The following is a 25364-nucleotide window of genomic DNA, read 5'->3' on the forward strand; positions in this document are numbered from 1 at the left end:
CTCCGGCTTCAGGGGTGCTTTGCAATTTCCCTTACATGGCTCGGCGCAATGAAAAAGGCCGCGCGGCAAACCGCGCGGCCTTTCGTGTTAAAGCCGTTTAAGCTCAGTTGCTCTCGCCGGCGGAATCGACCCGGCCGACCTCGACCCACTTGCCACCCTCGATCTTGGAAATGACCACGAGCGTCGAGCCCAGATGGTCCTCGCCATAGTTCACATCCGCATCGTTGATGGGGTCGTTGTACTGCACGCCTTCCATCGCGGTGCGGAAGCTCTCGGCAGTCAGGTCACGCCCGGCAGCTTCCAGCGCCATCACCAGCGTCTTGGCCGCGCCGTAGCCAAGCTGCGCTGCCGTGCCGACCGGCTCGCCATGCGCGTCCTGATAGGCCTTGGCCCATTCGGCCACTTCCGGCACGTCCATGCGGTTTTCGAAGTCCACCCAGCCGGCAGCGGCATAGTAGCCCTCTGTCACGCCCTCGGGCACCTTGGCGATGGCCGTGTTCATGCCCGCCGACGAGCCGATGAACGACACGTCGGTCCAGCCGAGGCGCTTGGCAGTGCCGACGGCGATGATGGTCGGGCGAACGGCGATGCCCATGGTGACGATCTCGCAGCCGGAATCGCGCAGCTTCTGGATCGAGCCGACGAACTCCTGCTCGTCGGGGCGATGCGTCGTCTCGTCTACATACTCGAGACCAGCGGCTTCGGCCTCGTCGCGGGTCGCCTCGAACACCTCCTGGCCGAAATCGGACGGGATGTACATCGAGCACAGCTTGGTTGCGCCCTTCTCCTCGACGAGATGGCGGATGCCCGCCCGCACCTGGTCGTAGTAGGACGAGAAGCCCGCATATTTGTAGTCGATGTTGCCTTCCAGCATCTGGCGCGCTGCGGTCAGCGGCGAGATGTTGGCCACCTGCTTCGATTCCATCAGCGGGAAGCCGGCGATGTTGTGCGGCGTGCCGAGGTTCAGGATCATCGCGAAGACTTGGTCGGAATTGACCAGCTTGTTGAAGTTCTGCACCGCGCGCGGCACCTGGTAGCCGTGGTCCTCCACCACGAAGCGGATGGTGCGGCCATGGATGCCACCGGCCGCGTTCACCTCGTCGAACATCTGCTGCGCCGCCTTGATGGCGCCGACGTTGAACGCTGCGAACACGCCCGAAAGGTCGCCGTTCGAGCCGATCACGATCTCGGTGTCGGAAACGCCCTGCGTGGCATGTGCGGCCGAGGCCATGCCGGCCGCGAGGCCCATGGCGACGATTGACTTTGCAATGATGCTTTTCATGTCACTCCTCCTGATTGTTGTCTTGTCGTTCCAGTGCGGCCTTTCTCACTCCCGGCCGTACATGTCGTCGATCAGCGCCTTGTGCTTTTGCTCTACGAAGCTGCGCTTCAGCTTCATCGTCGCTGTCAGTTCTTCATCTTCTGCGGTGAGCAGCACGTCGATCAAGCGAAAATCCTTGATCTGCTCCACTCGGGCAAACTCCTTGTTGGTTTCTTCGATGATGCCTGCGATCAGGTCGCGCACCTCCTGTGCGGCGCATAGCGACTTGAAATTGTTGAAGGGAACCTTGCGGTCCTGCGCGAACTTCTCGACGTTCTCCTGGTCGATCATGACGAGGCACGTCAGGAACTTGCGCTTGTCGCCGATGACGACGGCATCGGAGATGTAGGGCGAGAACTTCAGCCGGTTCTCGATCTCGGCCGGCGTGATGTTCTTGCCGCCAGCGGTGATGATGATGTCCTTGACGCGGCCGGTGATGAACAGGAAGCCCTGATTGTCGAGCCGCCCGACATCGCCCGTCTTGAGCCAGCCATCCTCCGAGATCGTCTCGGCGGTCTTCTCCGGCTTGTTCCAGTAGCCCTGGAAGACGTTCGGCCCCTTGTACTGGATTTCCCCGTCGGGTGCGATCCGTACCTCGCCGCCGGGCACCGCGGGGCCGACGCTCGCCGTCTTCTGCTTTTCCAGCAGGTTGACGGAGATGACGCCCGAGCTTTCGGTCATGCCGTAGCCTTCCAGGATGGTGACGCCGATGGCGCGATACCAGCGGATGAGGTCCGGCGAGATCGGGGCGGCACCCGTCGTGCCACGGCGCAGCCGGTCGAAGCCCAGCATCCGGCGCACGTTGGACAGCAGGAAGAAGTCCCAGAATGCGTAGGCGAGCTTCGTGCCCAGCGGCACCGCCACGCCCTCCTCCAGCGCTTCTGCGCGGCGCTTGCCGGCCTTCACTGCCTGCGCGAACGACCACTTGCCGATCAGGCTCGCCTCGCTCGCCATGATCGTCACGCGGCTGTAGACCTTCTCCCAGACGCGCGGAACGGCCGTGAACACGTGCGGCGAGACCTCGCGCACATTGTCGAACACCGTCTCCGGGCTTTCGGCGAAGTTCACCGTGGACTTCAGCCCGATCGGCGTGAAAACGGTAATCAACCGCTCCAGAATGTGGCACAGGGGCAGGAAGCACACCTGCTCGTCGCTCGGTCTCACCGGCAGCGTCAGCACCGAGCCGATGATCGAGGCGATGATGTTGGAATGGCTTATCATCGCGCCCTTGGGCGGTCCGGTCGTGCCCGAGGTGTAGACGAGGATCGCGGTCTCCCCCGGCTTCGATTTTGCGATCTCCTCGTCGAAGCGGTTGGGATTTTCCTTCAGGAAGGCGCGCCCCGCCGCGTAGAGATCGTCGAGGAAGATGACCTTGTCGTCGGCGAAGTCGTGCAGGCCGTCGCGGTCGAACACGATGACCTTCGCAAGCCCCGGCATCTCGTCCTTGACCGACAGGTACTTGTCGAGCTGCTCGTCGTTCTCCACCAACAGGAAGCGGCTGTCGGAATCGTTGACGAGATATTTGAGCTGGGATGCGGAATCGGTGGTGTAGACACCGGACGAAATACCCCCGACCGACTGCACGCCCAGATCGGAATAGATCCACTCCTTGTTGTCTTCCGACAGGATGGACACCACCTCGCCTCGCTTCAGGCCGAGCGAGAGCAGCCCGAGCCCGATCAGGCGAGCGTGGTCGTAGAAATCGGCCCACGTATAGGACAGCCAGATGCCGTAGTCCTTCTCGCGGTGGGAAACCTTCTGCCCCAGTTCCTGGCAGCGCTGCCTAAACAGCTTCACCAGCGTGTCGCAGCCGTCGAAATAGAACGGCCCTGTCGTCAGGTCGGCATTGAAGGAATAGCCGTCCACGACCTGCTGGGGCGGGATTTTTTCGGCGATCGTCATGTCACTTTCCTCCCGAAAGTCATATCCGAAGCGCGGCGATCCTCACCGCCACGTCTTCTTCTGCTTCCACCGCTTCTGGCTGCGCTGCGTCTCCTCCGTCTGCATGCCGAGATAGAACTCTTGCACGTCCTTCGACTGTAGCAGCCGGTCGGCCGTGTCGGCCATCACGATGCGGCCGAGCTCCATCACGTAGCCGTAGTCGGCCACTTCCAGCGCGACCTTGGCGTTCTGTTCGACGAGGATCATCGTCACACCCTGCTCGCGGTTCAGCCGGCGCACGATCTGGAAGATTTCCTTCACAAGCAGCGGCGACAGACCCAGCGAAGGCTCGTCCAGCAGCATCACCTTCGGCTTGCCCATCAGCCCGCGCCCGATGGCCAGCATCTGCTGCTGCCCGCCCGAAAGCGTGCCTGCGGCCTGCGCGCGACGTTCCGCAAGGATGGGGAAATAGGAAAACACCATCTCCTCGTCGCGCCTGATGCCGTCGGTGTCGGAGCGCGTGAACGCGCCCATCCTTAGGTTTTCTTCCACAGTCAGAAGCGGGAATACCTCGCGGCCTTCGGGCACGTGTACGATGCCCGCGCGCACCACCTTGTCCGGGTTCGCGCCCGCAATGTTGCGGCCCTGATAGACGATCTTGCCCTTTTCGGGGTCCATCACGCCCGAAATGGTCTTCATCAGCGTCGTCTTGCCGGCTCCGTTCGCGCCCAGCACGGTGACGATCTGGCCCTCGCGCACCTCGAGGCTGACGCCACGGATCGCCATGATCGGCCCGTAATAGCTCTCGACATTCTGGATCGACAGGATCACCTCGGTGCCGGCCGCCGTCACAGGGGCTGTCGCGGTCATCGTCATGCCAGCACCTCCTGATGTTCGTCCGCGACGCCGATATAGGCCTCGATCACCTTCGGGTCGTTCTGCACCTCGTGCGGTGTGCCGAGCGACAGCATCTTGCCGTCGGCCAGCGCCAGCACGCGATCCGATACGGCGGAAACGAGATGCATGTCGTGCTCGACCATCAGCACCGTCACGCCCATCTGCTTCTTGATGTCCTCGACCCAGAAGGCGACGTCCTGCGTTTCCTCCACCGACAGGCCGGACGCCGGCTCGTCGAGCAGCAGCAGGCGCGGCTCTATGGCGAGCGCGCGGCCCATCTCCACCACCTTGCGCACGCCATATGGCAGCCCCGCAATATACTTGTCGCGATAGGCCTGCAGGTCGAGGAAATCGATCACCTTCTCGATCGCCTCGCGATGGCGACGCTCCTCGGCGCGGACGAACGGCGTGAAGCCGAGCTCCGTCCACATGTTGCTCTGTCGGTGGCGATGACGGCCAACCAGCAGGTTCTGCATCACGGTCGCCTGCTCGAACAGTTCGATGTTCTGGAAGGTGCGCGCGATGCCCAGCCGCGCGATCTGGTGCGGCGGCGTCTGGAGGATCGACTTGCCGTCGAACCGGATATCGCCCTCCACCGGGTTGTAGATGCGCGAGATGAGATTGAAGATGGTCGACTTGCCGGCCCCGTTTGGCCCAACGAGCGCAAACACTTCGCCCTCCTCCACGTTGAAAGACACCTTGTTGACGGCGGTGACGCCGCCGAAGCGAAGGGTGACGTTTTCGAGTTCGAGCAGGCTCATCGCATCCGCTCCGTCTTCAGGTAGCTCTTCTGGCGACGGAACATGTCGCGGCGATAGAACGGAAACAGCTCGAACCACGTGCGGATCTTGAACCAGCGCCCGTAGATGCCCTGCGGCTCGAACAGGATGAACGCGATAAGTATCCCGCCGAAGATCGCTGCTTCCAGACCGGGAATGGCGATCGATCCGCTCGCCATGAACTTGTTGAGGAAGTCGCGCCCCATGGCGATGGTCTGTGGCAGCAGAGCGATCACGGCCGCACCGAAGAACGCCCCGTGGATGGTGCCGAGCCCCCCGATGACGATGGCCAGCAGCAGCTGTATCGACAGGATGATGTTGAACGTCTCGTTGTTGAAGATGCCGGCAAAGTGGCCCATCAGCGCGCCGGCAAGGCCGGTGACACCGGCCGAGATGCCGAAGGCTACCGCCTTGGTCCGCGCCACGTTCACGCCCATCGCCTGCGCCGAGATTTCCGAGTCGCGGATCGCGGCGAACGAGCGCCCCAGCGGCGAGCGCTGGAGATTGCGGTAGCCGAGCACCACCAGCAGCGTGATGCCGAGGATGAGGTAGTAGAGCCCGACCGGGTTGCCATAGCGGTTGAAGCCGTAGCCGAAGATGGAGATGTCGGGCGCGAACAGCCCCATCACGCCATTGGTCAGCGGCGTGGCGATGACGATGAAATCGTCGGTCAGGATGGCGATGGCGATGGTGCCGATCGCGAGGTACACGCCGTGCAGCTTGGTCATCGGCATCGCGATCAGCGCGCCCGCCACGCCGGCAATCAGCCCCGCCAGCGGAAACGACAGGATGAAGGGCAGGCCCAGCCGCTCCTGCAGAAGCACATTGGCGTAGCAGCCGACGGCCAGGAAGGCCGCATGCCCGAGGCTCGCCTGCCCCGTCTGGCCGACGAGGATCATCAGCCCCATGCAGGCGATGGCCCAGATCAGCAGGTTCGTCGCCTCACCGATGGCGAAGCTGGAAATCAGGAACGGCAGCGCCAGGGCGAAGGCGAGCAGGAGGATGTACCAGTTGCGCTGCGCACTATGCTTGAACAGGTTGATGTCGGCGTCGTACGAGGTCTTGAAAACCGTCCTCATGGGCTCACACCTTCTTCTGGTGGACCTGGGCGAGAATGCCGTGCGGTCGGAAGACGAGGATGATGAACAGCAGCAGGTACGGCATGATCTGCGAGTAGCCTGACGGCATGTACCGGCCCGAGAACGGCTCGATCAGCCCGACGATGATGCCGCCCAGAAGCGCGCCCGGCAGCGAGCCGAACCCGCCGATGACGGCCGCCGCGAACGCCTTGATGCCCAGCAGGCCGATGGACGGGTCGATGGAGCCCTTGGAGGCGAAGAGGATGCCGGCCACCGCCGCGACCATGCCCGCCAGCGCCCAGATCAGCGAATGGATGCGCTTGACCGGGATGCCCATGTAATAGGCGGCGAGCTGGTTTTGCGAGGATGCCTGCATCGCGACGCCCAGCTTCGTGCGGTTGAAGTAGAAGTAGAGCACCACTGTCAGCACGACCGTGACCGCGATCACCATCATCTCGTCCAGCCCGAGGACCACGCCGAGGAACCGCACGTCGCGGCCTGCTATGGGCGAGGCCAGCGAGATCGGCTCGTGCCCCCAGATGAGGCCGGCCACGAAGCGCAGCACGAAGCCCAGCGCGATGGTGAGGATGATGATGGCAACCTGGCTCTGCCCGAACATGCGCCGCAGCACGACGAGGTCGAGCGCGTAGCCGAACGCTCCCATGATGCCGATGGCGATGGGCACCGACACCCAGAAGGGCAGCCCCATGAATTGCGGATTGGTGAGCCCGAGACAGATGAAGGCGCCGAGCATCATGAAATCGCCCTGGGCGAAGTTCACCGCTTCCGTGGCCTTGTAGATCAGCACGAAGCCCATCGCGACCAGCCCGTAGACACAGCCGTTTGCAAGCCCGCTGACGATCAGCTGCAAGACGTCCAAATGCGTTCCTCCTCTTCACGGTCGCACGGTCTTCGCCGCGCGCCCGAAATCTCCTCCCTGTCGAAGCCGCCTCCCCGCGGCTCCGCCTCCCCTTCGCGCTCAGGGCGCGATGAAAACCTTTCCGTTCGGCTTCGCCAGTTCGGCCGGCACGCGCGAAACGGCGTCCGCAAGCGGCACGACGGCCGTCACATCCGTTGCCCAGCGCCCGTCGGAAAAGCGCTTCTGCGCCTCGATCACCGCTTCCATGCGGCGCTCCGGCCCCATTGACCTCATCCACTCCGTGAGCCAGAAACCCTCCACCCGCTTGCGCATGAAGATGAGTTGCCCCGGCTCGGGTATAGGCGTGGTCGCCGGGTCGAGCCGGCCATAGATGATCCAGCGTGCGCCCTTACCCATCGCGTTGAAGATGGTGCCGGCCAACGGCCCCGTGACGGCATCGAGGAAGATGCGCGGCTTTTCCTCGCGCAGCACGGCGGAAAGCTGCTTTGCGAACTCCGGCGCATCGGCATTGAGCACATGCGCGGCACCCATCTCCTTGAGCATTGCGATCTGCTCGTCGCGGCGCACGATGGCGATGGGGCGAAGGCCCTCATCTTTCGCAACCGCGATCATCAGCTTGCAAAGCTGGCTGGCGCCGGCCGTTATCACGAACGCCTTCTCGCCTTCCTCGCGCACGATCCCGAGCATGGCGAGCGCCGTAAGCGGATTGACGATCATCGCGGCTGCATCCTCGTCGCGTACGGTATCGAGCAACGGGATGCAGGCCGGCGCTTCGGCGACTGCATACTCGGCCCAACTGCCCCAGTTGGTCAGCCCGGTTGCAAACGCGATCCGCTTGCCGACAAGCGCCTGCGCGGCCGGGTCGTCGCCTGCCGCCACCACCTCGCCAACGCCCTCGAAGCCCGCCGGCCGCCCCTGCGCGCGCGGCTGGCCGTACATTCCCTTCACGAACATCACGTCCGATGGGTTGATCGATGCCAGCGCGACGTTGATGAGAACTTGACGACCCTCGGGTTTCGGCACGGCGATGGTGCCGGCTTCGACATAGGGCTCCATCGCCTCCAGAGCGGTGCCGGAAGGCTGCGCGGCATATCCGTCGTTCTTGAGCAGCAGCGCCTTCATCGTTTCGGGTATGGACATGGGCTGCACCTACGGTTTGAGGACGATCTTGCCGGTCGCGCCGCGACCAAGCACGCGTTGCAGGACCGCCGGTGCGTCGGCGAGCGGATAGACCCCTTCGATCACCGGCTTGACCTTGCCGGCGAGATGCCAGCCGACCAGTTCCCGCATGTTCTCCGCGTAGACCGCCGGCTCTTTCTGCGTGAACGCACCCCAGAACACGCCGACAAGCGAATAGCCCTTCACCAGCGTCAGGTTCACCGGCAGCTTGGGGATCGTGCCCGACGCGAAGCCGATGACCAGCAGCCGCCCGTTCCACGCCATCGAGCGCGACAGCGCGTCGAACGCCTCGCCACCCACCGGGTCGAACGCGACGTCCACGCCCTTGCCGTCGGTAGCGTCCTTGAGCGCATCCTTGAGGTTCTCGTAGCCCAGCACGACATCCGCGCCGGCGTCCTTCGCCACCTGCCGCTTCGCCTCGCTGGAAGCGACGCCGATGACGGTCGCGCCCATGGCCTTGCCGATCTGCACCGCCGCCACCCCGGTCGCGCCCGACGCACCCAGCACGCAAAGCGTCTCGCCCGGCTTGAGCTGCCCGCGCTGCTTGAGCGCGTGATGAGACGTGCCGTAGCCGCACAGCAGCGCGCAGGCGTCCGCAGCCGAAATCGCGTCGGGCAGCTTCATGACCGATGCTTCATGCGCACCGACCTTCTCGGCATAGGCGCCCATCGCAGACACCGACGCCACGCGGTCGCCGACCTTGAAGCTCGTCACCCTGTCGCCCACCGCGACTACCCTGCCGGCCACCTCCATGCCAGGCACGAAGGGCGTCGGCGGCTTCATCTGGTAGAGCCCCTGCACCAGCAGCCCGTCGGGAAAGTTGACGCCGATAACCTCCGCCTCGATCACCACCGTGCGCCCCTCGGCGACCGGCTCCGGCCAGTCGGCGTAGCTCAGCTGGTCGATCGGCCCGTAGTCGCTGGCGACGATGGCTTTCATGACGGCGTACTCTGGGAGTTTTTCAACGGTCTAAACCTTCTCCTGCGTGTACTTCTTGAGCTCTTCGCGCGCCACCTGCCGGCGGTGCACGGCGTCCGGGCCATCCGCAAGCCGCAGCGTGCGAAGATGCGTCCACGAGCGCGCCAGCGGCGTATCCTGGCTGATGCCCTGCCCGCCATACATCTGCACAGCCTCGTCGGTGACCTTGAGCGCGACGCGCGGCGCGACCACCTTGATCTGGCTAATCCAGGGGGCGGCGGCCTTCTTGTTGCCCTGGTCGATCATCCACGCTGCCTTCAGGCACAGCAGGCGCGCCATCTCGATCTCCATGCGGCTTTCCGCGATGATATCGAAGTTCGCACCCAGCTGCGCCAGCGGCTTGCCAAAAGCTTCGCGGCGCATCGAACGCTGGCACATCAGCTCCAGCGCCATCTCGGCCTGCCCGATGGCGCGCATGCAATGGTGGATGCGGCCCGGCCCGAGCCGGCCCTGCGCGATCTCGAACCCCCTGCCCTCGCCGAGGATCAGGTTCTCGACCGGCACCCGCACATCCTCGAACTTGAGATGCAGATGGCCGTGCGGCGCGTCGTCGTCGCCATAGACCTTCATTGCCCGCAGCTTGGTGACGCCCGGCGTGTCGGCCGGTATCAGCACCATCGAGTGCTGCTCGTGCTTGCGGCGCGCCTCGTCCGGCGTGCGAACCATGGTGATGTAGATCGCGCAGCGCGGGTCGCCCGCGCCCGACGACCACCACTTCTCGCCATTGATGACGTAGTGGTCCCCGTCGCGCTCGCACCGCATGGCTATGTTGGTCGCGTCGGAAGAAGCCACGTCCGGTTCGGTCATCAGGTAGGCGGAGCGGATCTTGCCTTCCAGCAGCGGTGCCAGCCACCGGTCCTTGTGCGCCTGCGTGCCGTAGCGTTCCAGCACTTCCATGTTGCCGGTGTCGGGCGCCGAGCAGTTGAACGTCTCCGCCCCCAGATGCGCCTTGCCCATCTCTTCGGCCAGATACGCGTATTCGACGGTGGAGAGGCCGTAGCCGCTGTCGGAATGGGTGAGCCAGAAATTCCACAGCCCGCGCTCGCGCGCCTTGGCCTTCAGCCCTTCGAGAATTTCGGTCTGGCGCGGCGTGTAGCTCCAGCGGTCGCCGTCCTTGCCCACCTCGGCCAGAAACTCTTCATCCAGCGGGATGATCTCGTCGCGCACCATGCGCGCGACCTTTTCGTGGATCGGCTTCAGCCGCTCGGTCATGCCGAGGTTCATTTCCGGGTTTGCCGTCATGTCTTCCTCTGTTCGTCCTTGCCGCCCAGTCCGCGCCACGCGCAGGTCACCACCTGCCGCGCCAGTTCCTCGATGTCGGCCCGCGTTTCGCCCACGCGCGGCGCGTACCAGAAGATCGGCGAGTTCAGCGTCGTGAACATCAGCTGGTTGGCGATGCTGGGATTGTCGAAATCGAAATCGCCCTCGTCCCGCGCCGTCAGTATCGCCTCTCGAAAGACGTTGCCGTATTCGGTGCGGTACGTGATGAGTTCGGCGAAGACGCTGCGCTGCTCGGGCGTCGTCGCGCCGCGCAAGTGCATCTTCACGCCCATCCAGACAGTGCGCTGGAACGACCGCGTCACGATCATCTGCAGCACGTGCGCGAAGGCCATGTGCCGCCAGCGCGTTGCCGCGCGGCCGGACAGCGCGCGATAGGGCTCGATCGCGGCGTAGTTCATTTCCATGCCGACGCGGAACAGCTCGGCGAAGATATCGGCCTTGGAGCGGAAGTGATGGTAGATGCGGCCCTTGGTGGCGCCGAGGCTGCGGGCGATGTCGTCTATCGAGGTCTCGGTGTAACCGCGCTCGGTGAAGCAGTCGGCGGCGGCCTCCAGTATGTCGGCGCGCGAGCTTTCCTGAATGTGGTCCCTGACGCCAAGCATCATCGGGCCTCTACCTCCCTCCCGCCGGCTCCTCGTTTTTGCGAACCATGGGGAAATTCGCATCGAGCCTTTACGGGTATCGAAATGATGAACATACTACCGGGTATGTTGTCAACGCGGCTTCCGGCTTTTCCTGTCCGGGCGCGGATACCGGGAGGATTTTCGATGACGTATCTGGAGGATTTGTTTTCCGTGGCGGGCAAGACCGCGCTCGTCACCGGGGCTGCGACCGGCATTGGCCGCATGGCGGCCACCGGGCTGGTGCAGGGCGGCGCCAACGTGCTGATCGCCTCGCGCAAGGGGGCCGACTGCGCCCGCGTGGCCGAAGAGCTCAACCAGCTCGGCGGCGGCAAGGCCGAGGGCTTCTCCGGCGACGTCTCGACGGAGGAAGGCATCGCGGCACTCGTGGGCGAAGTGCGCCAGCGCACCGACAGCCTCCACATCCTCATCAACAATGCGGGCGTCTCATGGGGCGCGGACTACGAGAACTTCCCCTATTCGGCGTGGGCCAAGGTGCTGGGCGTAAACGTCACCGGCCTTTTCCACCTGACGCGCGAGTTGACCCCGTTGCTGGAAAAGGCCGCGAGCCAAGAAGACCCGGCGCGGATCATCAATCTGGGCTCCGTCATGGGCACGCAGCCGCTGGCCGACGGCGCCTATTCCTACACGGCATCGAAGGCTGCGGTTCACCACCTTACGCGCACGCTCGCCAACGAGTTCGCCGAGCGCCACATCACGGTTAACGCGTTTGCCCCCGGCCCTTTCCAGAGCCGCATGACGGCGTTTGCCACCGCCAGCGACGAGCAGGCCGAAACCGTCGGCCAGCGCGTTCCGATCGGCCGCATCGGCGCTCCGGATGACATTGCCGGCGCAACCCTGTATCTGTGCAGCAGAGCGGGGAGCTATGTCACTGGCGCCATCCTGCCACTGGACGGCGGACAGCATGTCCAGCATGGGATGTCGCTGTTCAAGGAATGATGCGGGCCTGAGATGAGCAACAGCGAGAATGAACCGCTTCCGCTTGAGGAAGCTATGAAGGCGGTCGGCCAGGAGGTCGGGGTGTCGCCCTGGCGTGTCGTGTCGCAGGAGATGATCGACAAGTTCGCCGATGCGACCGACGACCACCAGTTCATTCATGTCGACCCCGAGCGCGCGGCGGCCGAAACGCCCTTCGGCGGCACCATCGCGCACGGCTTTCTTTCGCTGTCCCTGCTCTCGGCCATGGCCTACGAGACGATCCGCCCGATCCGCGAGGCCGGCGTGGGCATCAATTACGGTTTCGACAGGCTGCGCTTCGTCTCGCCGGTAAAGTCCGGCGCGCGGGTGCGCACGCGCTTCAAGCTGGCCGAGATGACCGCGCGTCCTTCGGGCTGGATACACATCAACTACGACGTGACTATCGAGATCGAGGGTTCGAAGAAGCCGGCGCTCACCGCGCGCTGGCTGACGCTCGCAGTCATGGAGCGCAACAAGGAGCAGGCATGAGCGACCCCAACGCGCTCGATGCGCAGGCGCTGGCACCCTATCTGGAAAAGCATGTTCCCGGCTTTCGGGGACTGAACGACATCCGCAAGTTCGGCTCCGGCCAGTCGAACCCGACCTATGCGCTGGAGGCCGAAAGCGGCCGCTACGTCCTGCGCGCCAAACCGCCGGGCGAACTCCTCAAGTCTGCGCATCAGGTGGACCGCGAATACCGCGTCATGAAGGCGTTGAAGGGCACCGCCGTGCCGGTGCCGGACGTGCTGCACCTTTCGGGTGAGGATTCGCCGATCGGCCGCATGTTCTACGTCATGGCCTTCGTCGAAGGGCGCATCCTGTGGGACCCCGCCCTGCCCGAAATGCGCTCCAACGAGGAGCGCGCGGCCGCAAGCGATGCCATGAACCGCGTGCTCGCAGCCTTGCACGATATCGACATCGACGCGGTCGGCCTCTCGGATTTCGGCAAGCCGGGCAGCTATTTCGAGCGCCAGCTCTCACGCTGGACCAGCCAGTATCGCGCTTCGGAAACCGAAACCGTACCGGACATGGACGCGCTCATCGCATGGCTGGAAAGCAATCTCGTGCCAGACGACGGGCAGGTCTCGCTGGTGCATGGCGATTTCCGGCTCGACAACATGATTTTCGCCAGCGAGCGGCCCGAGGTCGTGGCCGTGCTCGACTGGGAACTGTCGACGCTGGGCCATCCCTTCGCCGACATTTCCTACCAGTGCATGCAATGGCGGCTGCCGCACGATTCCGGCTTCAGGGGACTTGGCGGCATCGACCGCGCCGCCCTCGGCCTGCCGGGCGAGGCTGAATATGTCGCCGCCTATTGCCGCAAGCGCGGCATCGCAGGCATCGACAACTGGGTGTTCTACCTCGCCTTCTCCTTCTTCCGGCTGGCTGCCATCTGCCAGGGCGTCTACAAGCGCGCGCTCGACGGCAACGCCTCCAATCCGGAAAAGGCGAAGACCTACGGCCAGGCAGTCAAGCTGCTCGCCGGCCTCGCCGTGGCAGCCATCGACAAGGGGGAGTGAGAGCATGGCGCGTTTCGACGGCCTGACGGTGCTGATTACGGGTGCTGCGGGCGGCTTCGGCCGCCGGGCGGCCGAACGCTTCGCCGCCGAGGGCGCGCGACTGGTGCTGTCCGACATGGATGAAACCCGGCTCGCAGCGCTCGCGTCGTCTCTCGACACTGAAGTCGCAACGCTGGCCGGCGACATCGCCGACGAGACGCTGTCGGAAAGGCTTGTCGCGCTCGCGCCGGAGCGCTTCGGCGGGCTCGATGTGGCGCTCAACAATGCCGGCATCGTGCACGACATGATGAAGCTGCCGTCCATCGCGTCCGAAGATGCACGCAAGGTTATCGAGATCGACCTTCTCGGCGTCTTCTACGCGATGAAGCATCAGCTTCCGGTGATGGAACGCCAGTTCCGCAAGGACGGACGGCGGGCCGCTGTCGTCAACATCGCCTCGGTGGCGGGCATCGCCGGCGCACCGCGCCTTTCCGTCTACGCCGCTGCCAAGCACGGCGTCGTCGGGCTCACGCGGTCAGCCGCTGCCGAATACGCGACCAAGGGCGTTCGTGTGAACGCCGTATGCCCCTCCTTTGCCCGCACGGCGATGGTGGAGAAATCACTGCCGCAGGGCGAGGCGGAACGCGGCGCGACCGAGGCCGAACTGGTGCGCGGCGTGCCGATGAAGCGGCTGGCCGAGGTGGACGAGATCGTCGAGGTCATCCTGTTCGCCGCCGACCCCAAGAACTCCTTCATGACCGGCCAGACGCTGGCCGCCGACGGCGGGATCACGGCGATCTAGTCCAAAAGCGGCCTACCCGAGCTTGGCGATGAGGGTCTTCAACTCGCCCAGATGCTCGATCTGCCGGTAGCGCGGGTGCTTGTCGGGGGCCTCGATGCGCTCCAGCACCCATGTCAGCTCGTGCGGGACATAGACGCCCCAGCTTCCCGCCTCGATGGCAGGCGCGATGTCCGACTTCAGCGAGTTGCCCACCATCATCGCCCGCTCCGCGCCGTCGCCATGACGCGAAAAGACCCGCTCGTAGGTCGCCGCATTCTTGTCGCTGACGATCTCGACGGCGTCGAAGAGGTCGCCGAGGCCCGACTGCGCCAGCTTTCGCTCCTGGTCGAACAGGTCGCCCTTGGTAATCACGACCAGACGGAAGGATCCCGACAGTTCCTCCAGCGTTTCACGCACATGCGGCAGGGTCTCCACAGGATGGCGCAACATCTCTCGCCCGGCCGCGAGGATTTCGCCGATCACGGCCGCTGGCACCCGCCCCTCCGTCACCTCCACGGCAGTCTCGATCATCGACAGCGTGAAACCCTTGATGCCGAACCCATAGTGGCCGAGATTGCGTTTTTCGGCTTCCAGAAGCCTTTCCTGAAGATGATCGGCATCCGCGTGCTCTGCCAGGAGCTCGGCAAACCGCGCTTCGGTCAGGCGAAAGAACTGCTCGTTCTGCCACAGCGTGTCGTCGGCATCGAAGCCTATGGTGGAAAGTCCGGTGCGCATGCCCTAGCCTTCTCACAGGCCCTTTGCCAATTCAATCACCGGTCCGTGCCGGCTAAGCCTAATTTAAGCACTTCGTGCAAGGGTCGCCCGGATGTCGGAGCCTGAGGGGGCTGCCTCACGCGAGGATGGGCAATGTGAAACTGTCAGTCATCGGGCGCCGTCTGGCGCGCAGGTCTATCTTCCGGGCAACCTATATCCCGGCCCTGCTGGCCCTCGTCGTCATTGCAGCCGCTTGGCTTTTCGCCGAACACCTCAATCGCAGGGTATTTGAACAGAACCTTCGCGCCGACGTGTTGGGCAAGGTCAGCGTCATTCGCGCCAATCTCGAAGGCAACATCAATTCCAATATCCAGCTCGTGCGCGGGCTGGTCGCGACGTTGGCCACCGAACCCGACATGGACCAGCAGCGCTTCTCCGTGCTTGCGGCGAACCTGCTGGAGGAAAAGTCGCAAATCCGGAACATCGCCGGCGCACGCAACCTCGTCGTTGGCCTGATGTACCCGCTTCGAGGCAACGAGCGGGCGATGGGGCTCGACTATCGTTTGAACGAGGTTCAGCGCGAAGCCGCCGAGCGAGCGCGCGACACCCGCGAACTCACCCTCGCCGGCCCGCTCGATCTTGTGCAGGGCGGGCAGGGGTTGATCGGGCGTTTTCCTGTTTTCGCCGCACCGGCCGGCGAAAACGACGAAAGCTTCTGGGGCATAGTGTCAGCGGTGGTCGACGTCGAAAGGCTTTACGCAGACAGCGGCATTCTGGACCCGGCCCTGCCGCTGGAGATCGACATTTCCGGCCTCGACGGCATGGGCGCCAAGGGCGCGCGGTTCTACGGCTCCGGCGCGGCGCTGGCCAACGATCCGGTGCTGGTGGACGTGGTGCTGCCCTCCGGCTCGTGGCAGATCGCGGCAATCCCCAAGGGCGGCTGGTCCGCCACGCCCACCAATGTCTGGTGGCTGCGCCTGCTGATGTTCGTTGCCGGCGCTCTCATCATGGTTCCCGCCATCATCACCGGCCGCCTGATCGAGGAGCGGCAGAAGAATATCGGCGAATTGAAGCGGCGGGAAACCCAGCTTGCGCACCTTTCGAGCCGCCTCGGCCTCGCGCTCGACACGTCCAAGGTCGCGGTGTGGGAAACGGTCGTCGGCAGCGACACCGAATACTGGGACCCCCGGATGAACGAGATGTACGGCCACCCGGTAGACGATGGGCCGCGCACCTTGCAGGACTGGGAACAACGGGTGCATCCCGACGACCGCGAGCGCGCCAGCGCCGAGTTCATGGGCATATTCGAAAACGGCAGCTACACCTCGCAGTACCGCATCGTGCTGGACGACGGAACGGTGCGTCACATCCGGGCATTGGGCACGCTACAGGCCGAGGAAGGTCAGCCTTCCCGCATCGTGGGGGTCAACTGGGACGTGACGGCCGACGTATCGCTTCACGAAGAACTCAAGCGCGCCAACGCGCTGACCGAAGCCCGCAACGCCGAGCTCGAAATCACCAAGGCGCGGATCGAATACAACGCGCTGCACGATTCGCTCACCGGCCTGCCCAATCGCCGCTACCTGGACGATCTTCTGGCCGAGCACGCTGCCCGTTTCGCGCGGGGCGAGGAAACTGCGGCCCTGCTGCAGATCGACCTCGACCGGTTCAAGCAGATCAACGACACGCTGGGCCATGCAGCCGGCGACGCCATGCTGGTCCATGCGGCCGAAATCCTGCGCTCTACCGTCGAACCCGGCGATTTCGTCGCTCGCATCGGCGGCGACGAGTTCGTGGTCGTGCGCCGCTGGGCAGCAGACGATGCGCACGCTTCGGTGCGAAGCCTCGCCAAGCTGGCCGAACGCATCATCGAACGCATGCAGCAGCCGCTGGCCTATGAAGGCCACGACAGCCGCGTCGGCGTCTCCATCGGCATCGCCACCGACATGGATTCGCTGGCAGACCCGCTGCGCCTTCTCGTCAATGCCGATATCGCGCTCTATCGCGCCAAGGATCGCGGCCGCAACCGCCATCAGTTCTTCAACGACGCGCTGCAGGCCGAGATCATCACGACGAAGCGTGTGGCAGACAACATCCTCACCGGCCTTGAGGAGAACCAGTTCACCGCGCACTATCAGCCGCAGTTCCACGCCGAGACGCTGGAGGTGATCGGCGTCGAGGCGCTGGCGCGCTGGAACCACCCGACCGACGGGCTGCTCGCCCCCAACGCCTTCCTCAAGATCGCGGAGGAACTCAACGTCGTCGCCACCATCGATCGCCTGATCCTGGAACGCGCGTTGCTGGACTTCCACCAATGGGAGTCCGTGGGGCTCAACGTGCCCAAGGTGTCCGTCAACGTTTCCGCGCGCCGCCTGCACGACGACGAGTTGATCAAGAGCCTGCGCCAGATGAACATCAGGCCCGGCGCGGTCGCGTTCGAGCTGGTGGAATCGATCTTCCTGGACGAGAACGACGAGCTGATTACCTGGAACGTCGACCAGATCAAGGAACTGGGCATCGACATCGAGATTGACGATTTCGGCACCGGCTACGCCTCGATCGTCAGCCTGATGAAGCTCAAGCCGCGCCGGCTCAAGATCGACCGCCAGCTCGTCATGCCTATCGTGCACTCGCCGGGCCAGCGCCAGCTCGTCGGCTCCATCATCGACATCGGCCGTTCGCTGGGCATCGAAGTGCTGGCGGAAGGCGTGGAAACGATGGAGCACGCGCGCGTGCTGCGTCAGCTCGGCTGCAACGCGTTGCAGGGCTATGCCTTCGCAAAACCCATGAGCGCGGGCGACCTTGTCGAGTTCATCCGTTCGCGCCGCTGGCGCGACGCTGGCTGATTAGACCGCCGCGTCCCTTGCAGCTTCGGAAAGAAACGTGAAGGCGTAGTCGGAAAACGACCGCCAGCACTCCACCCGGAACGTCGTATCACCCGTCCGCCACAGCACGATCTCGATCTTGCCCAGCACCGTGCGCGAGCAGGCGCCGACGGGGAACGTTGCAAGCAATATGTCCTGCGGGCAGCCGGCGGCGATGGTGGCTTCCGCGCCGGGCCCGGATACGACGATGCCGACATTGCGGTGCGACACGTCCACCGCCGAGTGGAAGGCCTTCACCTTGCCCAGCGCGGGCGAAATCTCGCTGCCGCTCTCGTCGATGACCAGCCATTCGTCCGGCCCCAGCCAGAGTGCGGCGCGACCGTTCTTCTGCGCCGATGTCTTGGGCTTCTGCGGCAGCGCGAAACCCAGCGCCTTCGACACCGCGCCCACGCTGTCTGCTGGCGTCCGCAGCGACAGGCGCGAGGCGGGCGCGGCCGGCGTCACGCTCACCCATGCGTGGCTTGCCGCGCGTCCTTCCAGCGCCGGGCGGCGCAGCGCTTCGTTCGACCTAGCCATTGAGCCGCTCTCCCTTCTCGTCGAAGAACACCGTTCCGCTTACTTCGACCTCTATCGTTCCATCGGGCATGGGCACGTAGAGCGTGTCTCCCATGCGATCGCGCCCACCTTCGACCAGCGCCAGGGCGATCGAATGGCCGCAATTTTCCGACCAGTAGCTCGACGTGACATGACCAATCATCGTCATGGGCACCGCCTGCTTCGGGTCGGCCACGATCTGCGCGCCCTCTTCCAGCACGACCTTGGGGTTCTTCGTGCGAAGGCCCACGAGCTGCTTTCGGCCCGGCGCCACGAGGTCCGGGCGCATCATCCCGCGTATGCCGACGAAATCGGCCTTCTTCTTGCCGACGGCCCAGTCCAGCCCGGCATCGTTGGTCGTCACGGTGCCGTCGGTTTCCTGCCCGACGATGATGTAGCCCTTCTCGGCGCGCAGCACGTGCATCGCTTCGGTGCCGTAGGCGCAGGCGCCGTGTTTCTGGCCCTCGGCCCACACCGCTTCCCAGACCGCCTGCCCATAATCGGCCGGCACGTTGATCTCGAAACCGCGCTCGCCTGTGAACGACATGCGGAACAGCCGCGTCGGCACGCCGCAGATCGTACCTTCGCGCACCGACATGTGCGGCATGGCCGCGTCGGAAAGGTCGATGCCTTCCACCAGCGGCGCGATGATCTCGCGGCTTTTCGGGCCCTGCACCGCGATCACGGCCCACTGCTCCGAGATCGAGGTCAGATACACCTTGAGATGCGGGAATTCCGTCTGGAGGTAATCCTCCATATGGTTCATCACGCGGGCTGCGCCGCCCGTCGTCGTGGTCACGTGGAAGCGGTCGTCCGCCAGTCGCCCCACGACGCCGTCATCGTAGATGAAGCCGTCCTCGCGCAGCATGATGCCGTATCGGCAGCGGCCGGGTTCCAGCTTCTGCCACGGGTTGGTGTAGAGAAGTTCCATGAACGCGGCCGCATCCGGCCCCACCACCTCGATCTTGCCCAGCGTCGATGCGTCGAAGATGCCGGCCGACTGCCGCACCGTGACGCATTCGCGATCGACGGCGGCGTGCATGTCCTCGCCCGCCTTCGGGAAATACCATGCGCGTTTCCACTGCCCGACATCCTCGAACACAGCGCCGTGCCTTTCGGCCCACCCATGCATCGGCGTGCGCCGGGTCGGGTCGAACAGGCTGCCGCGCGCGTGGTTGACGATCGCGCCGAACGTCACCGGCGTATAGGGCGCGCGGAAGGTGGTCAGGCCCACTTCCGGGATAGGCTTGCCCAGCGTCTCGGCGGCGATGGCCAGCCCGTGCATGTTCGATGTCTTGCCCTGGTCCGTCGCCATGCCGTTGGTGGTGAAGCGCTTGACGTGCTCGATCGAGCGCATGCCCTCGCGCACCGCCTGGCGTATATCCTTGGCCGTCACGTCGTTCTGGAAGTCGATGAAGGCTTTCGCCTTGGAATCGGCCCCCGCGCCGGGCGCCGCGCCCAGCATACCGCCGCTCCAGCCTTCGCCCGATGCCTTCAGCTTCGCACCCGCCCTGCCTGCCTTTGCGCCAGCCGCCTTGGCGGCTGCGTGCCCCGCTCCCGCCGCTTCGGCCAGAGCCGCTTCGAGATCGTCCGTGCCGTTGCATGCGCCGACCGAGACGCAATCCTGCGCGTAAGCGCCGGGCAGGAAGCGCCGCGTCTCGTCGTCGAAGGCCACCTTGCCGCGCGACTGCGAGAACAGGTGCACCGATGGCGTCCAGCCTGCCGAGGTCAGCAGCGCGTCGATCGCGATGGACCGTGACGCGCCGCCGTTCTTCGGCTGCACCGTCATGGCGGAAACCCGCAGCTTGCCCGCAACGCCGACGACCGCCCGGCCGGCATTGATTTCGATGCCCAGCGCGCGCGCCTCGTCCACCACCGGCCCCTGCGGGTTGTCGCGAAGGTCGACGATGGCGACGACGTCGACGCCCGCCTTCTTCAGGTCGATGGCCGCATGATAGGCGGAGTCGTTGGCGGTGTAGACACCCACCTGCCGGCCCACCGCCACGCCGTAATGGTTGAGATAGGTGCGCGCGGCGGATGCCAGCATCACCCCCGGCCGGTCGTTGTCGGGAAATACCATGTGCCGCTCGATCGCGCCGCTGGCGATCACGACGCGTTTCGCCCGCACCTGCCAGAGCCGCTCGCGCGGCAGGTCGGGCAGCGGCGCTGCAAGGTGGTCGCTAACCCGCTCGGTCAGCCCGACGAAGTTCTGCGCGTAGTAGCCGAAGGCGGTGGTGCGCGTCAGCACGCGCACGTTCTCCATCGCCCGCAGCCTCGCAACCGTCGCCGTCGCCCAGTCCCATCCGTTCCGGCCGTCGATCACCGCGCCGCTCTCGAAGCGCAGCGCGCCGCCCGGCTCAGCCTGCTCGTCGGCAAGGATGACGCGCGCTCCGGCCTCGGCTGCGGCAAGGGCCGCCGCAAGGCCGGCGGCACCGCCCCCCAGCACCAGCACGTCGCAATGCCCATAGTGCGCCGCGTAATGGTCTGGATCGGGCTGGTCGGGCGCCACGCCGAGGCCTGCCGCCTCGCGGATGCGCGGCTCGTAGAGATGCTTCCACGCTGCCTTCGGCCACATGAAGGTCTTGTAGTAGAAGCCGGCGGAGAAGAACGGCGAGGCCAGATCGTTGACCGCGCCGACATCGTGTTTCAGCGACGGCCAGCGGTTCTGCGACACCGCGGCCAGCCCGTCATGCAGTTCCTGAACCGTGGCGCGCACGTTTGGCGTCTTGCGCGCGGCATCGCGATGGATGCCCACCAGCGCGTTCGGCTCTTCCGCGCCGGCCGACAGGAACCCGCGCGGGCGATGGTACTTGAACGAGCGGCCGACGAGATGGACACCGTTCGCAAGCAGGGCCGACGCCAGCGTGTCGCCCTCCAGCCCGGAATAATGCTCGCCGTCGAAGGTGAAACGAACCACCTTGGCTGGCGTGAGCCGGCCCTTGCCGGCAACGCGGAACGGCGCGGTCATTCGGCGGCTCCCTTGATGACGGGCTTCTTCTCGCCGGCCTTGTAGGTCGTCACGAACTTGTCGCTCACCGTGTCTCGCACCGCGTTGAAGAACCGGGCGCAGCCATGCACGTGCCGCCAGCGCTCATAGACCAGACCCTTCGGATTCTGGCGGATGAAGAAGAACCCCTCGAAATCCTCGTCGCTCATTTCCGCGATGTTGCCGGGGCGCACCAGATGGGCCTCGCCGGCATGGCGGAACTCGAGCTCGGGGCGCTCTTCCTCGCAATAGGGGCAACGGATCAGAAGCATGATTGGTCCTGTCTTTACAATTCTGCGGGGCCGATTGATGTGCCGCGTGGCTGGTCGCACAAGCGCCGGCCCAGATTCACGAACGGTGCGAGACGCAGCAGAAGCTGCTCGATGCTCTCATAGGGCTGGAAGGCGTCAGCCTTGCCGGCATTGACGATCATCAGGTCGAACGGATCGGTCGAGACCAACAGGATGCGGTCGAAATTCTCCTGCTCGGCGTCCGCAGACGGCTCCCCGAAATAGACTGCGCGCGCGCCTGTAACCCACGCACATATCAGGTAGCCCGAACTCGCCGCGAATGGCCATTCGCGCTCGTTATCGGTCCGCTCGATGCGCTGGAAGCGATATGCCTCCTGCCCATCCGGAAAATGGAAAAAACTGCGCTCGTTGATGGCGATCAACGGCGTGGTAACGGCCAGAACTGCCGCCAGCCCGCTCATCAGTGGGCGACGGCGGCGGCGGCCGCCTCATCGATCAGCCGGCCGGTGCGGAAGCGCTCCAGCGTGAACGGCGCATTGATGCGGTGCGGCTCGTCGCGCGCGATGGTGTGGGCAAAGACATGCCCCGATCCCGGCGTTGCCTTGAACCCGCCCGTGCCCCAGCCGCAGTTCACGTACAGGCCCTTCACCGGCGTCTTGGCCAGGATGGGCGAGCGGTCGGGCGTCACGTCCACGATGCCGCCCCACGAGCGCAGCATCTTCATGCGCGTGAACATGGGGAACATCTCGCAGATCGCGTCGAGCGTATGGTTGATGATGTGCAGCCCGCCCGTCTGCGAATAGGACGTGTACTGATCGGTGCCGGCGCCGATCACCAGCTCGCCCTTGTCGGACTGCGATATGTAGGCGTGCACAGTGTTGGACATCACCACGCACGGAAACACCGGCTTCACCGGCTCCGATACCAGCGCCTGCAACGGGTAGCTTTCCAGCGGCATGCGCACGTCGGCCATCTGCATGATCACGGAGGAATGCCCGGCGGCCACCACGCCCACCTTCTTGGCCCCGATGAAGCCCTTCGTCGTCTCCACGCCCAGCACATGGCCCTGAGGCGAGCGGCGCACGCCGGTCACCTCGCAATTCTGGATGATGTCCACGCCGCGCGCCGACGCGCCGCGTGCATAGCCCCACGCCACCGCGTCGTGACGCGCGGTGCCGCCGCGCCTTTGCAGCGCCGCGCCCACCACCGGGTAGCGCGCGCCCTGCGATATGTTCAGCGGCGGGCAATAGTCCTTCGCCTGCTCCGGCGTCAGCCATTCATTGTCGATGCCGTTCAGCCGGTTGGCGTGGATGTGACGCTTCAGCACCTGCACATCGTGCACGTTGTGGGCGAGCATCATCACGCCGCGTGCCGAATACATGACGTTGTAGTTCAGTTCCTGCGACAGCCCGTCCCACAGCTTCACCGCGTGGTCGTAGATGCCGGCGCTCTCGTCATAGAGGTAGTTGGAGCGGATGATGGTCGTGTTGCGGCCGGTATTGCCGCCGCCCAGCCAGCCCTTTTCCACGACGGCGACGTTGGTGATCCCGTGTTCCGCGGCCAGATAATAGGCCGTCGCCAGCCCGTGCCCGCCCGCGCCGACGATCACGACGTCGTACTCGGCCTTGGGTTCGGGCGAGTGCCACTGCTCTTCCCAACCCTTGTGGCCGCGAAAGGCTTCCCGGGCGATGGCGAAGGCGGAATATTTGCGCATGGACTGTCGGTCTCGCGATTGTGTGCGTGCTTCGGCGTCGCCGCCGCTGACCGTTTATCACTAGCGAAATGCCGCGGCCACTCTTGCGCTGTTTGCGACGGCGAATGCCGTATTGCCGAATGCCCGCATGCAACGCGCTTAGTGTGTGGACAAGGGGATTGGCTTCTGCTATGAGCCGCCGCAATTCGTGGTGTATCCGCCGCGGGGGCGCTCGGGTATGCGTCCTGAATTTTTGATAACGCACATCAACCGGAAGACAGGAACGCACGTGCAGGTACTCGTCCGCGACAACAATGTTGACCAGGCGCTCCGCGCTCTCAAGAAGAAGATGCAGCGCGAAGGTATCTTCCGCGAAATGAAGATGCGCGGACATTACGAGAAGCCGTCCGAGAAGCGTGCCCGCGAAAAGGCCGAAGCCGTGCGCCGCGCACGCAAGCTGGCCCGCAAGCGCGCCCAGCGCGAAGGTCTGGTTGCCGGCGGCCGCACCGCGGCTCCCGCGCGCTGACATCGCCAAGTTTTCGTCCTTTTCCAGGGATACCGGGTAAGGTGGCGCGATGCGAATCGTTGCCGCCTTTTCTGTTTGGAGCCGCGTGCGCCCGCGTGCGCAACGATTGCACGCCAAAGACGTTGTGGCAGGCGACGAATGAGGGGAACCCGACGATGAATGCCGATGCCGTCCGCAGCCGCAAGGCGAGCCTCAAGGGAGGCATGTTCGCCTTCGCCGCCGCGCTCATGCTCGCAGGGTGTCAGACCGCGACGGGGCCTCTTGGCGAAGTCGCCGCCATCGACACGGCGCAGGGCTCTACCGAGAACATCTCGTCCCTCAGCGCGGTGATCGACCGCACCCCCAACGATCCCGAAGCCTACAACGTGCGCGGCTCGGCCTATGGCCGCGGCGGCCGCTATCAGGAAGCGCTGAAGGATTTCGAAACCGCCATCCGGCTCAACCCGAGCTACTATCAGGCCTACGCGAACCGCGCGCTCATCCATCGCATGATGGGTAACCAGCAGGCCGCGCTGCAGGATTACAACCAGGCCATCCAGCTCAATTCGAGCTACGACGCCGCCTATATCGGGCGCGGCAACGTCTACCGCCTGTCTGGCCGCAACCAGGAGGCGTTCCGCGATTTCGAGCGCGCCATCCAGCTCGACACGACCGATCCGCGCGCCTACCACAATCGCGGCCTGCTCTACCAGTCGCAGGGCCAGCACGACTTCGCCATCGCCGACTTCGCCCAGTCGATCTCGCTGGCGCCGAGCGCTGCCGAGCCCTACACGGCTAGGGGCCTGTCCTATCTGGCGATCAACAACGAAGACAACGCGCTGGCGGATTTCAACACCGCGATCCAGCTCGACCGGCGCAACGCGGAGGCATGGGCCTATCAGGGCCTGATCCTCGAGCGCCGCGGCGACAAGACTCGTGCCTCGCGCTCCTATGCCGAGGCCGCGCGTCTCGACCCCAACCTCAAGGCGGCCAAGGACGGGATCGCCCGTACCAGAAGCTCCTGATCCGGTATCGCGGGGACGACCGGCCTCCATGCGCTGCCTGATCGTCCTCGCCCACCCGCTCGACAAGAGCCTCAACCATCGCTTCGCTGATCTTGCCGCCCAGACGCTGGCGGCCGCTGGCCACGATGTCGCGCGCATCGACCTTTATGCCGAGGATTTCGACCCTCGGCTGACGCGGGCCGAGCGTGAAACCCACTACACCGAAACGCCCGACCACTCCGGCATCGCCCCCCACGCGGCTGCCCTGCGAGAAGCCGACATGCTGGTGCTCGTCTTTCCGACATGGTGGTTCGGGCTTCCAGCCATTCTGAAAGGCTGGATCGACCGCGTCTTCGCGCCCGGCATCGCCTTCGACCACGGCACTGATTTCGGCCCCATAGTACCGAAGCTGGACCGGCTGCGTCGCATGGTGGCAATCACCACGCTGGGCACGCCGTGGTGGGCGGACAGGCTGGTCATGTGGCGGCCCGTGCGCCGCATGCTAAAGACGGCCGTGCTCGGCAGCTGCGCTTCCCAAGCGCGCTTTTCCTACCTCCCCTTCTATGCCGCCGAAAAGCCGACGGCGGCCCGCATCGACGCCTTCGAGAAACGCGTGCGCGCCGCCCTGACGCGCTGAGC

The 25364-nt window shown here is 64.9% G+C and carries 24 protein-coding genes; 8 read left to right on the plus strand and 16 right to left on the minus strand.

The genetic code is table 11. The features are described 5' to 3' along the window. Window positions 1–103: 103 nt before the first annotated feature. The 10 genes from FY036_RS20195 to FY036_RS20240 all read right to left on the minus strand — a co-directional run bounded on the left by FY036_RS20195 (window position 104) and on the right by FY036_RS20240 (window position 10880). Window positions 104–1282: an ABC transporter substrate-binding protein gene (locus FY036_RS20195; RefSeq protein ID WP_148916559.1), complete on the minus strand. Its 1179-nt coding sequence runs from the start codon at window positions 1280–1282 to the stop codon at window positions 104–106. A 45-nt stretch (window positions 1283–1327) separates the two neighbouring features. After that, a complete protein-coding gene (locus FY036_RS20200; RefSeq protein WP_148916560.1) occupies window positions 1328–3223 on the minus strand; it encodes an AMP-dependent synthetase/ligase in 1896 nt (631 codons plus the stop codon). Window positions 3224–3265: 42 nt separating this feature from the next. Further along, window positions 3266–4072 carry an ABC transporter ATP-binding protein gene (locus FY036_RS20205; RefSeq protein ID WP_148916719.1) on the minus strand — a complete coding sequence of 269 codons (807 nt, stop codon included), beginning with the start codon at window positions 4070–4072 and terminating at the stop codon, window positions 3266–3268. Window positions 4073–4074: 2 nt separating this feature from the next. Further along, entirely contained in the window at window positions 4075–4860 is a 786-nt protein-coding gene (locus tag FY036_RS20210) for an ABC transporter ATP-binding protein (RefSeq protein WP_148916561.1), read from the minus strand. Continuing rightward, on the minus strand, window positions 4857–5957 hold the full coding sequence (locus FY036_RS20215) for a branched-chain amino acid ABC transporter permease (RefSeq protein WP_148916562.1): 1101 nt from the start codon (window positions 5955–5957) through the stop codon (window positions 4857–4859). Before FY036_RS20215 ends, FY036_RS20210 begins: the two co-directional genes overlap by 4 nt. Window positions 5958–5961: 4 nt before the next feature. Further along, a complete protein-coding gene (locus FY036_RS20220) occupies window positions 5962–6837 on the minus strand; it encodes a branched-chain amino acid ABC transporter permease (RefSeq protein ID WP_148916563.1) in 876 nt (291 codons plus the stop codon). 99 nt (window positions 6838–6936) lie between these two features. Then, a complete protein-coding gene (locus tag FY036_RS20225; protein ID WP_148916564.1) occupies window positions 6937–7977 on the minus strand; it encodes a zinc-binding dehydrogenase in 1041 nt (346 codons plus the stop codon). Between the two features lie 9 nt (window positions 7978–7986). Beyond that, window positions 7987–8955: an NADPH:quinone oxidoreductase family protein gene (locus FY036_RS20230; protein ID WP_148916565.1), complete on the minus strand. Its 969-nt coding sequence runs from the start codon at window positions 8953–8955 to the stop codon at window positions 7987–7989. 30 nt (window positions 8956–8985) lie between these two features. Then, complete coding sequence (locus FY036_RS20235; RefSeq protein ID WP_148916566.1) at window positions 8986–10236, minus strand: acyl-CoA dehydrogenase family protein; 1251 nt, start codon at window positions 10234–10236, stop codon at window positions 8986–8988. Next, entirely contained in the window at window positions 10233–10880 is a 648-nt protein-coding gene (locus FY036_RS20240) for a TetR/AcrR family transcriptional regulator (protein WP_161601176.1), read from the minus strand. The genes FY036_RS20235 and FY036_RS20240 overlap by 4 nt, the downstream gene beginning before the upstream one ends. Window positions 10881–11042: 162 nt before the next feature. Between FY036_RS20240 and FY036_RS20245 the strand changes: the two genes are divergently transcribed. Genes FY036_RS20245 through FY036_RS20260 form a run of 4 tightly spaced genes read left to right on the plus strand, consistent with a single transcriptional unit; the run spans window position 11043 to window position 14174 of the window. After that, window positions 11043–11855, plus strand: a complete 813-nt coding sequence (locus FY036_RS20245) for an SDR family oxidoreductase (protein ID WP_148916568.1) — start codon at window positions 11043–11045, stop codon at window positions 11853–11855. Window positions 11856–11867: 12 nt separating this feature from the next. Beyond that, complete coding sequence (locus FY036_RS20250; RefSeq protein ID WP_148916569.1) at window positions 11868–12362, plus strand: MaoC family dehydratase; 495 nt, start codon at window positions 11868–11870, stop codon at window positions 12360–12362. Next, complete coding sequence (locus tag FY036_RS20255) at window positions 12359–13393, plus strand: phosphotransferase family protein (protein WP_148916570.1); 1035 nt, start codon at window positions 12359–12361, stop codon at window positions 13391–13393. Before FY036_RS20250 ends, FY036_RS20255 begins: the two co-directional genes overlap by 4 nt. Before the next feature lie 4 nt (window positions 13394–13397). Next, on the plus strand, window positions 13398–14174 hold the full coding sequence (locus FY036_RS20260; RefSeq protein WP_148916571.1) for an SDR family NAD(P)-dependent oxidoreductase: 777 nt from the start codon (window positions 13398–13400) through the stop codon (window positions 14172–14174). Between the two features lie 12 nt (window positions 14175–14186). On the opposite strand, the gene FY036_RS20265 is transcribed toward FY036_RS20260, so the two are convergent. After that, window positions 14187–14888: an HAD family hydrolase gene (locus FY036_RS20265; protein ID WP_148916572.1), complete on the minus strand. Its 702-nt coding sequence runs from the start codon at window positions 14886–14888 to the stop codon at window positions 14187–14189. A 125-nt stretch (window positions 14889–15013) separates the two neighbouring features. Between FY036_RS20265 and FY036_RS20270 the strand changes: the two genes are divergently transcribed. After that, window positions 15014–17713, plus strand: coding sequence for a bifunctional diguanylate cyclase/phosphodiesterase (locus tag FY036_RS20270; protein ID WP_148916573.1), 2700 nt, complete (start codon window positions 15014–15016; stop codon window positions 17711–17713). Here FY036_RS20270 and FY036_RS20275 read toward each other — a convergent pair whose 3' ends face one another. The 5 genes from FY036_RS20275 to FY036_RS20295 are packed head-to-tail and all read right to left on the minus strand — an operon-like array spanning window position 17714 to window position 23237. Next, complete coding sequence (locus tag FY036_RS20275) at window positions 17714–18268, minus strand: sarcosine oxidase subunit gamma (RefSeq protein WP_148916574.1); 555 nt, start codon at window positions 18266–18268, stop codon at window positions 17714–17716. Beyond that, entirely contained in the window at window positions 18261–21254 is a 2994-nt protein-coding gene (locus tag FY036_RS20280; protein WP_148916575.1) for a sarcosine oxidase subunit alpha, read from the minus strand. The genes FY036_RS20275 and FY036_RS20280 overlap by 8 nt, the downstream gene beginning before the upstream one ends. Further along, window positions 21251–21544, minus strand: a complete 294-nt coding sequence (locus FY036_RS20285) for a sarcosine oxidase subunit delta (RefSeq protein ID WP_148916576.1) — start codon at window positions 21542–21544, stop codon at window positions 21251–21253. Before FY036_RS20285 ends, FY036_RS20280 begins: the two co-directional genes overlap by 4 nt. Before the next feature lie 14 nt (window positions 21545–21558). Next, a complete protein-coding gene (locus FY036_RS20290) occupies window positions 21559–21984 on the minus strand; it encodes a hypothetical protein (RefSeq protein WP_148916577.1) in 426 nt (141 codons plus the stop codon). Beyond that, window positions 21984–23237, minus strand: coding sequence for a sarcosine oxidase subunit beta (locus FY036_RS20295; RefSeq protein WP_148916578.1), 1254 nt, complete (start codon window positions 23235–23237; stop codon window positions 21984–21986). The genes FY036_RS20290 and FY036_RS20295 overlap by 1 nt, the downstream gene beginning before the upstream one ends. A gap of 268 nt (window positions 23238–23505) precedes the next feature. Between FY036_RS20295 and rpsU the strand changes: the two genes are divergently transcribed. The 3 genes from rpsU to FY036_RS20310 all read left to right on the plus strand — a co-directional run bounded on the left by rpsU (window position 23506) and on the right by FY036_RS20310 (window position 25362). Continuing rightward, complete coding sequence (gene rpsU, locus FY036_RS20300) at window positions 23506–23742, plus strand: 30S ribosomal protein S21 (RefSeq protein WP_148916720.1); 237 nt, start codon at window positions 23506–23508, stop codon at window positions 23740–23742. Between the two features lie 155 nt (window positions 23743–23897). Continuing rightward, window positions 23898–24746 carry a tetratricopeptide repeat protein gene (locus FY036_RS20305; protein WP_148916579.1) on the plus strand — a complete coding sequence of 283 codons (849 nt, stop codon included), beginning with the start codon at window positions 23898–23900 and terminating at the stop codon, window positions 24744–24746. Window positions 24747–24774: 28 nt separating this feature from the next. After that, window positions 24775–25362 (plus strand): NAD(P)H-dependent oxidoreductase, encoded by a 588-nt coding sequence (locus tag FY036_RS20310; RefSeq protein ID WP_148916580.1) that lies wholly within the window; start codon window positions 24775–24777, stop codon window positions 25360–25362. The last annotated feature ends 2 nt before the right edge of the window (window positions 25363–25364 follow it).

Origin of the sequence: Neoaquamicrobium microcysteis, from assembly GCF_008180155.1 — a bacterium.
GTDB classification, from domain to species: Bacteria; Pseudomonadota; Alphaproteobacteria; order Rhizobiales; family Rhizobiaceae; genus Aerobium; species Aerobium microcysteis.

Bases quoted from the DNA above. Each gene is read 5' to 3' on its own strand.
- FY036_RS20195 (WP_148916559.1), bottom strand. From the start codon at position 1,282: ATGAAAAGCATCATTGCAAAGTCAATCGTCGCCATGGGCCTCGCGGCC.
- FY036_RS20200 (WP_148916560.1), bottom strand. From the start codon at position 3,223: ATGACGATCGCCGAAAAAATCCCGCCCCAGCAGGTCGTGGACGGCTAT.
- FY036_RS20205 (WP_148916719.1), bottom strand. From the start codon at position 4,072: ATGACCGCGACAGCCCCTGTGACGGCGGCCGGCACCGAGGTGATCCTG.
- FY036_RS20210 (WP_148916561.1), bottom strand. From the start codon at position 4,860: ATGAGCCTGCTCGAACTCGAAAACGTCACCCTTCGCTTCGGCGGCGTC.
- FY036_RS20215 (WP_148916562.1), bottom strand. From the start codon at position 5,957: ATGAGGACGGTTTTCAAGACCTCGTACGACGCCGACATCAACCTGTTC.
- FY036_RS20225 (WP_148916564.1), bottom strand. From the start codon at position 7,977: ATGTCCATACCCGAAACGATGAAGGCGCTGCTGCTCAAGAACGACGGA.
- FY036_RS20230 (WP_148916565.1), bottom strand. From the start codon at position 8,955: ATGAAAGCCATCGTCGCCAGCGACTACGGGCCGATCGACCAGCTGAGC.
- FY036_RS20235 (WP_148916566.1), bottom strand. From the start codon at position 10,236: ATGACGGCAAACCCGGAAATGAACCTCGGCATGACCGAGCGGCTGAAG.
- FY036_RS20240 (WP_161601176.1), bottom strand. From the start codon at position 10,880: ATGATGCTTGGCGTCAGGGACCACATTCAGGAAAGCTCGCGCGCCGAC.
- FY036_RS20245 (WP_148916568.1), top strand. From the start codon at position 11,043: ATGACGTATCTGGAGGATTTGTTTTCCGTGGCGGGCAAGACCGCGCTC.
- FY036_RS20250 (WP_148916569.1), top strand. From the start codon at position 11,868: ATGAGCAACAGCGAGAATGAACCGCTTCCGCTTGAGGAAGCTATGAAG.
- FY036_RS20255 (WP_148916570.1), top strand. From the start codon at position 12,359: ATGAGCGACCCCAACGCGCTCGATGCGCAGGCGCTGGCACCCTATCTG.
- FY036_RS20260 (WP_148916571.1), top strand. From the start codon at position 13,398: ATGGCGCGTTTCGACGGCCTGACGGTGCTGATTACGGGTGCTGCGGGC.
- FY036_RS20265 (WP_148916572.1), bottom strand. From the start codon at position 14,888: ATGCGCACCGGACTTTCCACCATAGGCTTCGATGCCGACGACACGCTG.
- FY036_RS20270 (WP_148916573.1), top strand. From the start codon at position 15,014: ATGGGCAATGTGAAACTGTCAGTCATCGGGCGCCGTCTGGCGCGCAGG.
- FY036_RS20275 (WP_148916574.1), bottom strand. From the start codon at position 18,268: ATGGCTAGGTCGAACGAAGCGCTGCGCCGCCCGGCGCTGGAAGGACGC.
- FY036_RS20280 (WP_148916575.1), bottom strand. From the start codon at position 21,254: ATGACCGCGCCGTTCCGCGTTGCCGGCAAGGGCCGGCTCACGCCAGCC.
- FY036_RS20285 (WP_148916576.1), bottom strand. From the start codon at position 21,544: ATGCTTCTGATCCGTTGCCCCTATTGCGAGGAAGAGCGCCCCGAGCTC.
- FY036_RS20290 (WP_148916577.1), bottom strand. From the start codon at position 21,984: ATGAGCGGGCTGGCGGCAGTTCTGGCCGTTACCACGCCGTTGATCGCC.
- FY036_RS20295 (WP_148916578.1), bottom strand. From the start codon at position 23,237: ATGCGCAAATATTCCGCCTTCGCCATCGCCCGGGAAGCCTTTCGCGGC.
- FY036_RS20305 (WP_148916579.1), top strand. From the start codon at position 23,898: ATGAATGCCGATGCCGTCCGCAGCCGCAAGGCGAGCCTCAAGGGAGGC.
- FY036_RS20310 (WP_148916580.1), top strand. From the start codon at position 24,775: ATGCGCTGCCTGATCGTCCTCGCCCACCCGCTCGACAAGAGCCTCAAC.